The sequence below is a fragment of the Streptomyces katrae genome, from assembly GCF_000966975.1.
In the GTDB taxonomy this organism is placed as follows: domain Bacteria; phylum Actinomycetota; class Actinomycetes; order Streptomycetales; family Streptomycetaceae; genus Streptomyces; species Streptomyces katrae.
Window position 1 is genome coordinate 1 of the sequence record NZ_JZWV01000433.1, and the last position, 15,293, is coordinate 15,293.

General features: G+C 74.4%; 10 protein-coding genes. All 10 read right to left on the minus strand.

The features are described from left to right. Positions 1–1,206, minus strand: a 1,206-nt coding sequence (locus VR44_RS41255) for an acyltransferase domain-containing protein (RefSeq protein WP_157880323.1), incomplete at its 3' end; no start/stop codon positions are given. After that, positions 1,203–5,636 (minus strand): non-ribosomal peptide synthetase, encoded by a 4,434-nt coding sequence (locus VR44_RS41260; protein ID WP_052713640.1) that lies wholly within the window; start codon positions 5,634–5,636, stop codon positions 1,203–1,205. The genes VR44_RS41255 and VR44_RS41260, both read right to left, overlap by 4 nt. Continuing rightward, the gene (locus VR44_RS16405; protein ID WP_045948244.1) at positions 5,633–6,478 is read right to left on the minus strand and encodes a hypothetical protein; all 846 of its coding nucleotides are present in this window, start codon (positions 6,476–6,478) and stop codon (positions 5,633–5,635) included. The genes VR44_RS41260 and VR44_RS16405 overlap by 4 nt, the downstream gene beginning before the upstream one ends. Then, the gene (locus VR44_RS16410; RefSeq protein WP_052713641.1) at positions 6,478–7,725 is read right to left on the minus strand and encodes a tryptophan 2,3-dioxygenase; all 1,248 of its coding nucleotides are present in this window, start codon (positions 7,723–7,725) and stop codon (positions 6,478–6,480) included. The genes VR44_RS16405 and VR44_RS16410 overlap by 1 nt, the downstream gene beginning before the upstream one ends. 35 nt (positions 7,726–7,760) lie before the next feature. Next, positions 7,761–8,492, minus strand: a complete 732-nt coding sequence (locus VR44_RS16415) for a 4'-phosphopantetheinyl transferase family protein (RefSeq protein ID WP_052713642.1) — start codon at positions 8,490–8,492, stop codon at positions 7,761–7,763. Continuing rightward, positions 8,489–10,903 carry an amino acid adenylation domain-containing protein gene (locus tag VR44_RS43950; protein WP_107072522.1) on the minus strand — a complete coding sequence of 805 codons (2,415 nt, stop codon included), beginning with the start codon at positions 10,901–10,903 and terminating at the stop codon, positions 8,489–8,491. The genes VR44_RS16415 and VR44_RS43950 overlap by 4 nt, the downstream gene beginning before the upstream one ends. Before the next feature lie 45 nt (positions 10,904–10,948). Further along, positions 10,949–12,475, minus strand: a complete 1,527-nt coding sequence (locus VR44_RS16425) for a condensation domain-containing protein (protein ID WP_107072523.1) — start codon at positions 12,473–12,475, stop codon at positions 10,949–10,951. Next, positions 12,415–14,196: an AMP-binding protein gene (locus VR44_RS16430; RefSeq protein ID WP_045948247.1), complete on the minus strand. Its 1,782-nt coding sequence runs from the start codon at positions 14,194–14,196 to the stop codon at positions 12,415–12,417. Before VR44_RS16430 ends, VR44_RS16425 begins: the two co-directional genes overlap by 61 nt. Next, positions 14,193–14,867: a GNAT family N-acetyltransferase gene (locus VR44_RS16435; RefSeq protein WP_052713643.1), complete on the minus strand. Its 675-nt coding sequence runs from the start codon at positions 14,865–14,867 to the stop codon at positions 14,193–14,195. Before VR44_RS16435 ends, VR44_RS16430 begins: the two co-directional genes overlap by 4 nt. 46 nt (positions 14,868–14,913) lie before the next feature. Next, a complete protein-coding gene (locus VR44_RS16440) occupies positions 14,914–15,198 on the minus strand; it encodes a phosphopantetheine-binding protein (protein WP_045948248.1) in 285 nt (94 codons plus the stop codon). Positions 15,199–15,293 lie beyond the last annotated feature (95 nt).

The window sequence follows — 15,293 nt, forward strand, 5'->3', positions numbered from 1 at the left end:
GGCGAGGGCCGCGTCACGCTCGCGGTCGAGCGTCTGCACCAGGCCCGGCGGGTCGGCCAGCTGTCCGGCGAGCTGGAGGAGGGTGGGGTGGGGGCCGATCTCGACCAGGACGGTCGGGGTCGCTCCGGCGCACACCCGGGACAGCGCGTCCCAGAACTCCACCGGCCGCAGCAGGTGATCCCGCCAGTACGCGGCGTCGGGTGCCGCGTCCACCGGCCCGGCGGCGCAGCCGAACCACTCGGCGGAGGCGGGCGCCGACCAGGCGACCGCTTCGGCGGCCCGCTGGAACTCGTCCGCCATCGGGCTCAGGAGCGGGGAGTGGAAGGCGTGCGAGACCGACAGCCGGCGCGTGCGCAGGCCCTCGCCGCCCAGCAGTTCCCCGATCCGCTCCAGGACCCGGCTGTCTCCGCTCAGCACCAGGTCACGGGGGCTGTTGACGGCGGCGACCGCCGCCAGGGGCTCGTCGGCGACCAGCCGGGCCACCCCGGCGGCGTCCCAGGCGGAGCCCGGGCGGCACCGGACCGACAGCATGGTGCCGGGCTCGGTCCTCTCGACCATCAGCCGGCCGCGCTCCGCCACCAGCAGAAGGGCGTCCTCCTCGGACACCGCTCCCGCGACGGCCGCGGCGGCGAACTCGCCCACGCTGTGCCCCAGTACGGCGTCGGGACGGATCCCGTACCGCGCGAGCACGCGCACCAGCCCGAACTGGACGGCGAGCAGCGCGGGCGCCGCGATGTCCGTCCGGGCCAGCCGGTCCGCCATGTCCGGGTCGAAGAGGCAGTCCCGCAGCGGGTACGGCAGCACGCCTTCCAGCAGCGCGTGGGCCCGGTCGATCCACTCCCGGAACTCGGGGTACGCGGTGTACGCGCCCGCCGCCATGCCGGTGTACTGGCCGCCCTGGCCGGTGAAGGCGAAGACCGTGCGGCACCCGCCCGCGGCGGCCACGCCCGTACGGACGCCCGCCGAGGGGTCCCCCGGGTGCCGGAGCAGGGCCGCCGCGGTCTCCGTGTCGCCGGCGAGGACGGCGAGGCGGTGCTCGAACCGCTCCCGGCCGTGGACCAGCGTGTGCGCCACGTCCCGCAGGCCGGTGTCCCACCGGTCGTCGAGGAAGCCGCCGAGGGCGGTCGAGGTGCGGGCGAGGGCGGCCGCGCCCCGCGCGGAGACGGGAAGGATGAAGGGTGGTTCCACCCTGTTCTCTGCAGTCACTGATGGGTCCCCCCAGTCGGCTCGGTGAATTCCTCCACGAGCACGCAGGCATTGGTGCCGCCGATTCCGAACGAGCTCACCCCGGCGAGCCGCGGTGTGTCCCCGGCCGGCCACGGCTCGTCAGCGGTCAGCAGCCGAAGGCTGCGGTCCGTGAGCTCCTCGATGGGCTGTGCGGAGTTGACCGTGCCCGGGAGAACCTGCTCCCGCAGCGCGTAGACCGCGGTGAGCAGGCCGGCGACGCCGGCCGCCGTGTTGCAGTGGCCGATCGCGGACTTCACCGAGCTGACGGGCAGCGGAGCGGCCCGCTCCCCGACGACCTCGCCGAGCGCCGTCGCCTCCACCGCGTCCCCCAGCCGGGTGCCCGTGCCGTGGGTCTCGACGAAGCCGAGGTCGTCCGCCTCACGGCCCGCGACCCGCAGCGCGCCGCGGACCACGGCCACCTGGCCGTCGGCCCCGGGCGCGGTGTAACCGGCCTTGCGGCTGCCGTCGTTGTTGACGGCCGAGCCGACGATCACGGCGTGGACCGGGTCCCCGTCGCGGAGCGCGTCGGAGAGCCTGCGGAGCAGGACCACGCCGGCTCCGTCCCCGCCCACCGTTCCGGTGGCGCGGACGTCGAAGGGCCGGCAGACACCGTCCGTGGCGTAGATCATGCCGGGCTCGTAGACGTAGCCGCCGTGCTCCGGATCGAGGATCGACACCCCGCCGGCGAAGGCGTAGTCGCTGGCGCCCGAGCGCAGGCTCGCGCAGGCCATGTGGACCGCCACGAGGGAGGTCGAGCAGGCCGTGTCGACCATGACGCTCTCGCCCTGGAAGTCGTGGCGGTAGGAGTAGCGGGTGGCGGCGAAGGAGGGCCTGGAGGTGAAGGCCCGGGAGAGGTCCTCGGCGAGGGAGCCCTCGCCGTCCGTCGTCTGGGCCCCGGTCTCCGCGCAGCCCGCGTAGAGGCTGGTGCGCCCCCGCAGCCGGTCCGGGGTGACCGCGGCGTTCTCCATGGCCGACCAGAGGCATTCGTGGAGCAGGCCGTGTTGCGGGTCGGTCGCCCGCGCCTCGTCCGGGGACATCCCCAGCAGCTCGGCGTCGAACGCGCGGGCCCCGTCGAGCAGGCCCCAGCGGTCTATGCGCAGCCGCCCGTCGCCGAGGTCGACCGCGGGCGCGTCCGCGCCGGCGACGCAGTCCCGGGCGTCGCGCAGGTTGTCCCAGAAGGCGTACACGTCCGGCGCCTGGGCGAAGCGTGCGGCGACGCCGATGATGGCGATCGGCTCGCCGGCGCCGGCGGTGACGGCGGCCGGGGCGGCCGGGGCGAGGGCGTCGGGGGTGCCCAGCCGTGCCGCCTGGGCGCGGACGGTGGTGTACCTGAGCAGTTCGGCGACGCCCAGCTCCAGACCGGCGTGCCGCTTCAGCATGGCCTGGAGGCGCACCAGCAGGAGCGAATGGCCGCCCGCTTCGAAGAAGTTGACGTCGTCGTCGGTGGGGACCTCGCCGAGGACCTCGCTCCACGCGTTCCGGACGGCGTCGAGACCGTGCCCCGCGGGCGCCGGGCGGGCGGTGGCGGCGGCCGGGCGGGCCGCGGAGCGGCGCTCCGGGGCGGGCAGCCGGCGCCAGTCGACCTTGCCGTTGGCGTTGAGCGGGAGTTCGTCCAGTTCCGCCCAGGCGGTCGGCACGGCGAACTCCGGGAGGACCGCGCCGGCCCGGGACCGCACGTCCTGCCAGCCGCAGCCCGGCCGCATCACCAGGTAGGCGGCGATCTCCTTCTCCCCGCGCGGGTTGCGCCAGGTCGTGACGTGGCAGGCATGGACCGCGGGGTCGGCGAGCAGGGCCGAGCGGATCTCGCCGAGTTCGATGCGCTGGCTGCGGATCTTCACCTGGTCGTCCATGCGCCCGACGAACTCGATCTCACCGCCGGGCAGTCGGCGGACCCGGTCGCCCGTCCGGTACAGACGGCCGCCGGGCCGCCCCCCGAAGGGGTCCGGCACGAAGACCTCGGCGGTCCGGCGCGGGTCGCCGAGATAGCCGCGGGCCAGGCCGACGCCGCCGAGCAGCAGTTCGCCGGGGCAGCCGACGGGAGCGAGGTCGAAGGTCCCCTCGTGGACGACGTACGCCTCCGTCCCCGGGACGCAGCGGCCGATCGAGAGGGTGCGGCTCCCCTCCTCGACCGCGTCGACCTTGGTGAACATCGAGGTGAAGGAGTTCTCGGTCGGTCCGTACCCGTGCAGCAGCACACCGGGGCCGCACCACTTCACGGCGCGCGCCACCTGCGGTATGGCGGCCGTGTCACCGCCGAAGACCATGACCCGCAGGTGCTGGAAGAGGTCGGGGGCCTCGGTGACGAGGTTGTGGAACAGGGGGGTGGTGACCATGAGCATCGTGACGCCGTGGTCCGCCACGGCGTCGCGCAGCGCCGCGGGTGCGAGCGCCAGCTCCCGGTCGAGGATCACCAGGCGTGCGCCGTGGGTCAGCGCCCCCCAGATCTCGTAGGTCGCGCCGTCGAAGTTCAACGGGGACAGGTGGGCGATCCGGTCGTCCGCTTCGAGGCGGACGTAGCCGTCGCCGCGCATCAGCCGGGAGACGCCCAGGTGCGAGAGCATCACGCCCTTGGGCCGTCCGGTCGATCCGGAGGTGTACAGCACGTTGAGGAGCATGTCGGGGTGGAGTGCGACGCCGGGCGGGTCGCCTGGCAGGCCGGCGGCGGCCTCGCGCACGTCGGTGACGGAGTGCGCGGGGTGGCCGAGGCGGGCGACGCGCTCCACGCCGTCGGGCGAGGTGAGCACCCGGCGGACGCCGGAGTCGCGGAGGATCGTCGCGAGCTTCTCGTCGGGGTACCCGGGCTCCAGCGGCAGGTACGCCTTGCCCGCGAGGGCGATGCCGAGGAAGGCGACGACGGCGTCGACGCCCTCGCCGAGCAGGACCGCCACGATCTCCTCGGAGTCCTGCGGGCGGCCGGTGGCGCGCGGGTCGTCCCGCAGGAGCCACCGGGCGACCCGGGAGGAGGCCGCGACCAGTTCCCCGTAGGTGAGCGACTGCGCGCCGTGGACCACCGCGATGCGGTCGGGGTCGCGCCGCGCGGCGTCGAGGACCATCTGCGGCGGTGTCGCCGTCGGGTGCGGGGTCCCGGGCCCGGGGTCCGCCGAGGGCGCGGCTGCCGCGTCGGCTGCCAGCAGGAGGGTGCCCAGGTGCGACGAGGGGCCGGCCGCGGCGGCGAGCAGGAGGCCGACGACCTGGTCGAGCATCGCCCGGGCAGTCGAGGGCCGCAGGATGCCGGCGTCGTAGTCCAGCTTCAGGGTGAGGCCGCCGTCGCCCTCGACCGCCATCAGCGCCACGTCGTGCTTGACGGCGCCCAGCCGCACGTCCGCGCGGGTGACGGTGGTACCGCAGGAGAGCAGCCTGACGCCGGGCTCGGTGCGGTGCGTGTAGGTGGCCCGGAAGGCAGGGTAGCGCCGGCCCTGCGCGGCGAGTTCCGCGCGCAGGGCGCCGGTGTCGACGCCCGAGTGCTCGAAGGACTCGATCACCTGGGCGCGGACCGCCGCCAGATGCTCGCTCCACGGGGTCCGCGGGGCGAAGGACGACCGCACGGGGAGCACGCGTGCGACGAGGCCGACGGTGTCGTCACGGCCGGAGCCGGTCCGCCCGCTGAACGGGATGCCCAGCAGGCCTTCGGACTGTCCGCTCCACTGGTGGAGGACGGCGGTCCACGCCGCGAGGACCCCGATCGCCGGGGAGACCAGGGCGGTCTCGAAGTGCGCCCGGAGGGCCGACAGCGACGCGCCGGTGACCGACGCCTCCTCGCATCCGGCGGCCGAGGGCCGCACGCCGCGCACCAGGTCGGGCAGGGGCTCCAGCGTCTCGGAGGACTCGTGGAGGACCGTGAGCCAGTGGGCCAGGTCTTCCGCGGCCCGCCCGTACGGCTCCTCGTCCTCGTCCTCGTCCTGCGCGCTCTCCCCCGTCTCGTGCGGCCGCGCTCCGGTCGCCTGCTCGTAGAACGAGCAGAGGTCGTCCACGAGGACGTCGACGGAGGCGGCGTCGAGCACGATGTGGTGGCCCGTCATGACCAGCACGGCACCGGCGGGTTCGACCAGGAGGTCGGACCGCAGGAGGCCCGGGGTGGTCATGTCGAGGGGCCGCAGCCCGGCCTGCTCGGCCCAGGCCGCCCTGCCCCCGTCGTCGAGGTCCCGGCCGGACCGCACGGTCCTGAGGGACGGTTCGACGTGCTCGGCGACGATCTGGCGCACCGTGCCGTCGTCGTCCGTCCGGAACGACGAACGCAGGGCCGGGTGGCGCTCGTGCAGCCGCGCGAGCGCCGCGCGCAGGGCCGCCTCGTCGATCCTGCCCTGGAAGCGCAGGCAGACGGGGACGTTGTAGCGGGAGGATTCCGGTTCCTGGCTCGCGGCCAGCCAGAGGTCGAGCTGTTCGGCTCCGGCGGTGACGACATTGCTCATATCTGCGGGGTCCGGTCCGGGGTCGCCTGCCGGTAGGCGTCGTCGACGCTCTTCCACAGGAGCGGGAAGACGGAACGCTCGGACAGCCGCTCGAGCTCGTTCACGGGTTCACCGCGCAGGCTCGTCGGGCCGTCGGCGGCCGCGGGGGCCTGCTCGGTGCGCGCCGCCGGGTGACCGCCCAGGTGCTGGCGGACCAGTCGCAGGTGGAGCTGGTTCCACTCCATGAGCTTGCAGTCGAGCGCGTGGAGTCCGGTCTGGACCGTCGAGAGCCCGCTCAGCCACGCGGCGGGTGCCTCGCCGCCCTCCCGGGCGAACTCCTCGATCAGGTCCTTGGAGGTCACGCCGCCGCGCTGCATGGCGGCTTCGAACGACTTCCACACCGCGCGGCAGACCCGGCGCAGGTTGCGTCCGCCCGGGGAGTCCAGTCCGCTGGTGTTCGCCGGGAGGTGGTCGCGCATGCGCAGGAAGCTGGCCTGGGGAAGGTGGTCCATCAGGATGCGGACGCACTGGACGGGCAGTTCCGCCAGTGAGTTCGTCCGGGCCATGAGCCGGGCGGCCAGGCCGAAGTCGTCGTGGTCCAGGGCCCCGGCCACGCGGCCCAGTTCGTTGTGCATGGAGCACCAGACGTACTCGTTGACCAGGTGGACGATCTGGAACATCCGGTGGTCGGAGTTGATGAGCTCGTCCTCGGGGACCAGTGCGGCCATCGCGAGGGTGATCCGGGTGTCCATCTCGTAGTTGCTGCCGCGGTCGTACTCGAAACGCAGGAGCGGGTTGGGCTCGCTGGGGTTGAGAACCGCCTTGGCCTCGCCCGGCCGGCCTTCTTCGATGCGTCGTGCCATTAGTGCGTTGTCTCCTCAGCTCGGCGGAACAGCCTGTTGTCGATGACGGATCTCAAGTAGGGGGTGCCCTCGGTGTAGCCCGTGCCGCTGACCGAGCCGATCATGCGGACGGCAAGCCGGTAGTGGGTGCGCTTCCAGCGCTGGTGGACGGCCTCGATCTGGGCCATCTCCCGGGCCAGGCGCGCCCCGACGTCCGGTTCGTGGGCGCGGCTCGCGATCAGCGCGTCCGCGGCCCCGCGCACGGTGGTCATGCTCTCCAGGACGCGGCCGCGCACCTGGGGGACGGACCGGAAGGCCGGCGACTCGACGCGTTCGGGGGCGGGCGTGCCGCACAGGGCTTCGAAGGTCTTGTAGTTGACGGACTGGATGGCGCTGGCACCCTCGGTGAACTTCCTGAAGAACTCGAAGGACTCGCGCTGCATCGTGGCGAGCAGGGAGAACAGCGGGAGTCCGCCGCTCAGTACCCGGGAGATCGCGGAGAGGCTCCGGAGGGCTTCCTCCGCGTCCCGGGCCTCGAGCCTGCGGATCGCCTCCGACGCCAGCCGGGCCAGGCACTCGAAGATCGACTCGAACGACTGGAGCACCCGGATGAAGAGGTACTCGTCGTGGATGACGTAGACCGGCATGAGGGTCTGGTCCAGCCTGGAGGCCATCCCGGACGGCGCCGTCTCGATCACTTCGGTGAGCTGGTCGAAACGCTCCTGCAGACCGGAGACCTTCGGGGTCAGCGGCTTCCCGCTCAGCATATCCATTTCGACTGCTACACGGAGCCCGTGTCGCAGTCTTTTTTCCACGACTTCCGGGGACGGCCGCATGCACGGCAGCTGGGAACGGTGCCCCAGCGCCGCACCGCTTTCGAATGCGAGGGCGTCGTAGAGCAGGAACGCTATGCGCGTGCCGACCTCGTCCTCGAATTCCTGGAGCGGCGGCGCCTGCCGCGGACGCAGCAGGTCGAGGGCCGTGTAGGTCGTGTAGTCGTAGGTGCCGTCGTGCTTGTCCAGCACCACCGAGAGGAAGCGTCGCAGGTGGTCGCGGGCCGTGTCGTCGCCGGCGGCCCCGGTCCCGGCGGCGCGGGCCCGGACGAGCGCCTCGACGACGGGCGTCGCGAGGAAGTGCTTTCCGACGGATCTGACATAACGCACGACATTGGCGTAGGGAAACTCTTCGGCCAGCGGCGACTGCTGCCAGGAATCGAGCTCCATCAGCAGGAGTCCCGGGAGGCCGAATTCCCCCTCGTCGAAATACATACAGAATCCCCCAAAGAATAAGCGAAGGAATTGCCTTACGGCAGTGAATCGCGCAGGTCGACGGCCGGGGCCAGCGGCGAATGCACCGCGAGGGCCGCCGCGTGCTCGTCGTCCACCGGCAGGTCGACGAGCCGCCAGCCCGCGAGGGGGGACCCGGTGTCGTCCTTGCCGAGGTCCCGGCCGAGGCCGGTGCCGAGGCCCTTGAGGTAGGCCTCCTTGCGCGCCCACACCCGGGCGAAGGCGGCCGCCCGCCCGGCGAGCGGCACCGCCGCGATCGCGGCGCGCTCCGCGGGGTGCAGGGCGCGTCCCACGTCCATGACGGTCGTGCCGCTCGGGATGCCTTCCACGTCGACGCCCACCGTCGGCTCGGCGACGGCGACGAGCACGCGCCGGCCGCTGTGGGACAGGGAGAACCGGGGCCGTGCGGCGGGCCCGTCCAGCACGGGCCGCCCGTGCGGCCCCGAGCAGAGCGGGCAGGGGTCGCGGCCGAACCGCACCGCGTACGGCTCCACGTCGAGCCGTGCGCCCAGGACGCGCCGCAGGGCGACGTGGGCGAAGGCGTAGCGGACGCGGTCGGCCTCGTGCCGGAACGTCGCGATGCGGCGGTGTTCCTCCGCGTCGAGCACGGACAGGTCGAGGGCGTCGAGTTCACGGGCGGGCGGCACGCGCACCGACCAGACGGAGACGTGGGGAGCGGGACCCGCGGCGGGTTCCGCCGTGGCCGTCGCCGTCGCCGTCGCTGCCGCCCGGGTCGCGGCCCGGATCACCGGACGCCCGTGCGCGCGTTCCCCGCCGCCGCGTCCGCGAGGAGCCGGTCCCGGGCGATCTTGCCGGTGGGGCCGACCGGGAAGGAGTCGACGACCTGGAGGCGGCCGGGGACCATGTACGGGGGGAGCAGGGCCGCGAGGGCGGCCAGGACCTCTGCCGGTGCCGCGCCGGCGCCGCCGTCCGCCGTCGGCTCGGGGACGTAGAAGGCCGCCAGCTCCCGCCCGTGCCCGGTCTCCGGGGCGAGGACCACCGCGGCCCTGACCCCGGGACAGCGGGTCAACGCGGCCTGTACCTCGCCCAGTTCGACCCGGAACCCGCGGATCTTCACCTGGTCGTCGAGACGGCCGAGGAATTCGAGGTTCCCGTCCGGCAGCCAGCGGGCCCGGTCGCCGGTGCGGTACATCCTGGCCTCCGTCCCGTCCGGTGTCCCGGCCGGGGCGAACGGGTCCGGCAGGAACCGTGCGGCCGTCAGCCCGGGAGCCCCCGCGTAGCCGAGGGCCACGCAGGTGCCGGCGATGTAGAGGTCACCGGGGACGCCGACCGGGCAGGGCCGCATCCCGGCATCGAGCACGTAGTACCGGGCGTTCTGCATCGGGCGCCCGTAGGGGACGCTCGGCCAGGAGGGGTCCACGTCCGCGACCGGGAAGCTGTTGGACCAGACGGTGCACTCGGTCGCGCCGCCCAGCGCCAGCACGCGCGCTCCGGGGAACTCGCCGCGGATCTCGTCCGGCAGGGTGACCGGGATCCAGTCACCGCTGAGCATGACGAGCCGCAGGTCCTCGCGTCCCCGCGGGTCACGGCATTCCAGGAACGGCATCACGTGCGCCATCGCGGCGGGAGCGGAGTCCCAGATCGTGACCGGTTCCTGTTCGAGCAGGTCGACCAGCAGGTCGGGCTCCGTCAGCGCCGCGTCCGGCACCACCCGGACGGAGCCGCCCGCCGCGAGCACGCCGAACATGTCGTACACCGACAGGTCGAAGCAGAAGGAGGTGACGAACAGCAGCCGGTCGGCTTCGCTCACCTCGTGGACGCGGTTGATCCAGTCGACCAGGTTGACCACGGCCCGGTGGTCGACCATGACGCCCTTCGGCTCGCCCGTGGACCCGGAGGTGAAGATGACGTAGGCGACGTCCTGCGGAGCCGGCCCGTCCGGCACCGGCGCGGCCGGGCGCCGGTCGACGTGCCAGCCGGTCCAGGAACGCAGCGCGCGCAGCCCGTTGTCCTCCGGGATCCGCGCCCGGGCGGTGATCACCACGTCGTAGCGGCCGGCCAGTTCGGCGGGCCACTCCTCCCCGTCCCGCCCGAGCACCCTGACCTCGGCCCCGGGGACGGCCCGGCCCAGCGCGGCGAAGAACGACCGCGGCACGCTGAGGCCGGTGTGCCGCCCGAGTTCCGGGTCGACGAGATCGGCGAGCACGACGGACCCGCCCGGAGCCAGCTTCGCCAGTACGTCGGCCAGGACGCGCACGAGGTAGTCCATGTCGGGGAAGAACTGCACGGTGCTGGCGAGCAGTACGAGGTCCACCGGGTGGTCGAGGGCGTCCGTGGCCTCGTGGGCGAACCCGGTGGCGCCGGTGAGCGCGACCCCCGCCCCGGCCGCCCGGTCCTGGACGGCCGCCACCGCGGAGGCGGCGGGGTCGACGGCGGTGTACCGCGCGGCGTGCGGCGCGAGGGCCTGCGTGATCAGCCCCGAACCGCAGCCGATCTCCAGGACCGCGCCTCCCCCGGTGGGCAGCGCCTCCCGGGCCAGCCGTACGACGTGGTCCCGGTACGCCGTGACCTCGTCGGCGGTGTAGAAGTGCCCGGAGGTGGTGCCGAGGTTGAAGCCCGCGGCCTGCAGCGGGTCGGGCAGTTCCGCCACGTAGTTCCAGAGGTCGCCGACGGCTTCCTCGTCGAACGAGTCCGCCCAGGTGTCCTCGGTCGCCAGGTCGTGCACGACGACGTGCCGCAGGCTGGGGACGTCCCAGCGGACCGCTCCGACGGCGGGGAGCTGGTCTCGGGAGGTGAGCAGGGCCTCGACGCCCAGCTTGACGAGGAGCGAGCGGATCCGCGAGGCCGGCCACCGGATGTCCAGCGGTATGTAGGTGGCGCCCGCCTTGAGCACGGCGAGGAGGCTGATCACCGCTTCCGCCGACCGGGTGGACAGCAGGCCCACGTGGGAGCCCCGGCCGATGCCCAGCGTGCGCAGGTGGTTGGCCAGCCGCTCGGCCCGCCTGTCGACTTCGGCGTGGGTCAGCGTCCGCGTACCGTCGAGGAGCGCCGGCCGTCCGGGCACCCGGCGCGCGGTGCGCGCGAGCAGGGCGGGGAGGGTGGTCTCCCGGTCGAAGGGGCGGAGCGTGTCGTTCCAGGCGTCCGGGGGGAGGTCCCGCGCCCCCACGGGGCTCGGTACGGCTTCACTCGGGGGGTTCATCGGGTGGTGTCACTTTCTGTGGGACAGGAAGACGGCGCGGGGACGTCAAGGGCGCGAGCAGCGCACGTCAAGGGCGCCGAGCAGCGCGCCGAGCCGCTCCCGCAGCGAACGGGCCGTGGCGGCGGGGAAGGCCCCGGTGCGGAACTGCACGGTGCCCGTGATCCCGTCGTCCGCGGCCGCGGGGTGGTGCGGCCGGAGTTCCCAGGTGAGCTCGAAGCCGCCGTCGCCGGCCGGGGTCGGCTCGGGCTGCGAGCGGGCCGGCGGCAGCGTCAGGGTGGCGTCGGCGTCCGTCTGGTAGGCCATGCAGACCTGTACGAGCGGCATCCGGTGGCCGCGGTCCCCGCCGGCCGCCGCCACGACGTCGTTGAACGGCAGTTCGTCGCGCAGCGCCCGCAGGAAGCGCCGCCGGAGCACCGGCACGAGCGGGAGCGGGTCCGCACCCGGCTCGGTGTCGACGCGCACGGGGACGGTGTTCACGCAGAAGCCCACCGTGCGTTCGAGCCGGGGATCCGACCTGCCCGCCACCGGGACGGCCACGCAGAACCGGCGCGCGCCGGTGATGTCGGAGACCGCCTGGGCGAACACCGCGAGCAGCACGACGGCCGGGGTCGCCTCCGTCGAGCGGGCGAGGTCGCGCACCACGGCTGCGGCTCCGGGCGTGACGGGCGCCGGGATGACGCCGACCTCCCCGCCGCCCGCGGACCCTGCGGTGGCGGGCGGCGCGGTCGGCGGTACGTCCTGGACTCCCGCGAGTTCCTCGCGCCAGGCCCTGAGCCGCCGCTCCCGTTCGGCGGGGTCGGCCGCGGCCGCCTCCGCGCCGTGCCAGGCCGCGTATCCCACGGCCTCCGCCGGCAGGACGGGGGCCTCCCCGCGCGAACGCGCCTCGTAGGCGGAGCGCAGGTCCTCGACGATGACGGGGAGGGACCAGCCGTCCACCGCGATGTGGTGCACGGCCAGCACCGCCGTGGCCCGTCCGGGCACCTCCGGGTCGTGCAGCACGCCGAGCCGCAGCACGGGGCCCGTGGTGAGGTCCACCGGGGCGGTGGCGAACGCTCGGGCACGGGCGGGCAGCTCCGCCGCCGGGACGCGGATCTCCTCCAGCGGCGGGATGCCGCCGGGCGGCAGGATCCGCTGGAACGGAACGCCGTCCTCGTCCTCGAGGTAGACCGTCCGCAGGACCGGGTGGCAGTCGACCACGTCGCCCAGGGCGGCGCGCAACGCCTCGATGTCGAGCGGTCCGTCAAGGGCGGTGGTGCGCTGGACCAGGTTCTGCGGGCAGCCCGGGGCGAGCTGCTCGGTGAGCCAGATCCGGATCTGTCCGGCGGACAGCTCCGGCTCGGCGGCCGCGCCCGGCTCGGCGCCGGACACGGGGGGAAGTTCGGGCAGGAGCGCCGCGAGTTCGAAGACCCGGGGCGAGGACAGCACGTCGGCGGCGGTGACCCGCCGGCCGGCCGCGAGCGTAAGCCGGTGCGCGATCCGGACGGCGGCCAGGGAATCGCCGCCGGAGTGGATCAGGTGGGTGTCCGCCCAGGCCCGCGGGGCGCCCAGTACGGCGGCGAACACGCCTGCCACCAGCTCCTCCTCCGGGCCCCGCGCGGGCGTGGAGCCGCTGGGCGCGGTGACCTGACGGGCGGCGAGGCGTTCCAGCTCCGCGTAGTCCGTCTTGCCGGAGCCGCCGCGCGGGAAGGCGTCGAGCCGGCCGATCCAGCGCGGCGCCAGCGGCCCGGGCAGCAGCTCGGCCAGCCGCTCCCGCAGCGCCGTGACGTCCAGTTCCCGCCCGTGACGTCCAGTTCCCGCTCGCCGGTGACCCAGGCGGCCAGCCCGACGGGCCGCTCCCGCACGTCGCGCAGCGGAACCACGGCGGCGTCGTGCACGCCCGGCTCGCGGCGCAGCGCGGCCTCGGTCTCCGTCGGCTCGACGCGCACTCCGCGGATCTTGAGCTGGCGGTCCACGCGGCCGCGGTACCAGAGCACCCCGTCCTCGTCGACCACGCCGAGGTCGCCGGTCCGGTAGAGCCGGACGTGGGTGTCGGCCGGCAGGCCGGTGCTCCGCGCCGGGAGCACCGACTCGACGAAACGTTCCGCCGTCTGGGCCGGGTCACCGAGGTACCCGCTGACGAGTCCCGGGCCGCCCAGCCAGATCTCGCCGGTCTCACCCCGGTCCGCGACGGCGCCGTCCTCGCGGAGCACGGCCACGAGGGTGCCGGGCAGCGGCGTGCCGATGGGCGCGTCGACGGCGTCCTCGAGGGCGGCCGCGTCGTGGACGCGGACCGTGGTGGCCAGGATGGTGCACTCGACCGGCCCGTAGCCGTTGACCAGGTGGATCCCCGGGTGGGCCGTCAGCAGCCTCCGGGCGTGTTCCGTCGACATGCGCTCGCCCCCGGACAGGGTCTGGGTGATGCCGTCGAAGCACTCGGGGGCCTCGTCCACCAGGGTGTTGAACAGCGACGCCGTCATGAGCAGCGTGTTGACGCCGTGGGCCTGCACCGCTTCCCGGACGGCGGCCGGGGTGAGCGGACCGGGAGGGCCGTAGACCACGCAGCCGCCGTTCAGCAGCGGCCCCCACGTCTCCATGGAGGCCAGGTCCCAGGCGACCGAGGAGGTGCGCAGTGCGACGGTGCGCGGGCCGAAGTGCGCGAGCGGGCCCCGCCCGGGGAACAGGTCCGGGCAGTCGTCGAAGGGCGCGACGGGCTCGCAGGAGTAGGGGGCGGGCGTGAAGAGGCGCAGGGTCGCCGCGTGCGGTGACACGGCTCCCTTGGGCTCTCCGGTGGAGCCGGAGGTGAAGAAGACGCAGGCCGGCGAGTGGGCCGAGCCGGCGGCCGGGACCAGTGCCCCGGTCCGCTCCGGCGCGAGGGCCGCGACGTCGGCCGGGACGCGCACGCTGTACGGTCCGGCCGGGGCGGTCTCCACTCCGTCCCCGACGACCTGGACGCGGGCGCCGCACCGGTCGGCGATCTGCCGCAGCCGCCCGGCCGGCCAGTCCACCGGCAGCGCCACGTAGGCCGCACCGGTCTTGAGCACCGCCAGGAGCACGGCGGGCAGGACCGGCCCGTCCGGCACCAGGACCGGTACGAAGTCGCCTTCGCCGACGCCCCGTTCCAGGAGCTCGGCGGCGAGCCGGTCGGCGGCCGCGTCCAGTTCCCCGTAGCCGACCGTCCGGCCGTCCCCGTACCGCAGGGCGACCGCGTCGGGGCGCAGCGCCGCGGCGGCGGCGAAACCGCCGTGGATCGTCGCGGAGGCCGGGATGTCCTTGGGGTGCGAGAGCACGGCCCCCGCCCGGGTGGCCACCGTCATGCGGCACCCCGGACGCACGCGTAGTGGAACAGGTCCGCCTCTTCGGCGCGGCGGTGGAAGCCGGCCCGCTCCAGCACGGCCTGCGAGGCGGCGTTGTCCTTCGCGCTGCGCGCGACGACGGTGGTGACACCGGGCTGGTCCAGTGCCCAGCGGGTCAGCTCCTGGAGCGCGCCGGTCGCGTAACCGGCGCCGCGGCCGGATTCCACGAGGCCGAAGCCCACCTCGACGGAGCCCTCGTGCGGCGGGGCGTGGAAGCCGATGTCGCCGATCACCCGGCCGTCCGCGCAGCGTACGACCTGGTACATGCCGAACCCCCGGGGGTGCTGGTCCGCGGTGCGCCTCCCGAACGCGGTGGCGGCGGCGCGCGACCCCGCGGTGGGGTAGCCCGGGGCCGCGTCGTCGCCCGGCACGTCGTCCCGCAGCAGAGCGGCGACCTGGTCGGCGGTCAGCTCCCGCAGGACGAACCGCTCGGTCGCCAGGACGTTCGGTCCGGCCGCGGACAGCTCGCGCAGGGAGCGGGGGCGCATGTCGGTCCAGATCTCCGCGATGTGCCCGAGGCACGCGTCCTCGGTCCCGGAGAACCCGGTGGCCCGCCAGCCGGAGGGCACGTCCAGGGCGTGCGGCCAGAGCGAGTGCTGGCCTTCGCCGTTGGTGACGACGTGATGAGACATGGGGTGGCTCCAGGAAAGAGGGGGGTGGTCCGCGGTCACGCGGCGGTCATGCCGTCGTCGTCTCCGGGGCGGCCGCGGCTGCGCCCGCGGCCAGCTGGGCCTGGACGGCGGCCGCCAGCTGCTCCACCGTCCGGTGGTCGAAGATCAGCTGCATGGAGAGCCGCGTGCCGACCGCACGGCCGAGCCGTGCCATGACCTTGGACGCGAGCAGGGAGTGCCCGCCCGTCTCGAAGAAGCTCTCGCTGTCGCTGAAGTCGGAGCGGCCGAGGACCTCGGCCCAGATGGCCCGTACCCGGTCGGTGAGTTCGCCCGGCGTCGTGTCGGTCTGCATCAGTGGCGCTTCTTTCTCGGCTCGTGCCGGGAGTCGTCGGTCGGGGGAGCGCCGCGCGCTGTCCGGAGCGCGGCGGGGTGTTGCTAGGTCGTCTC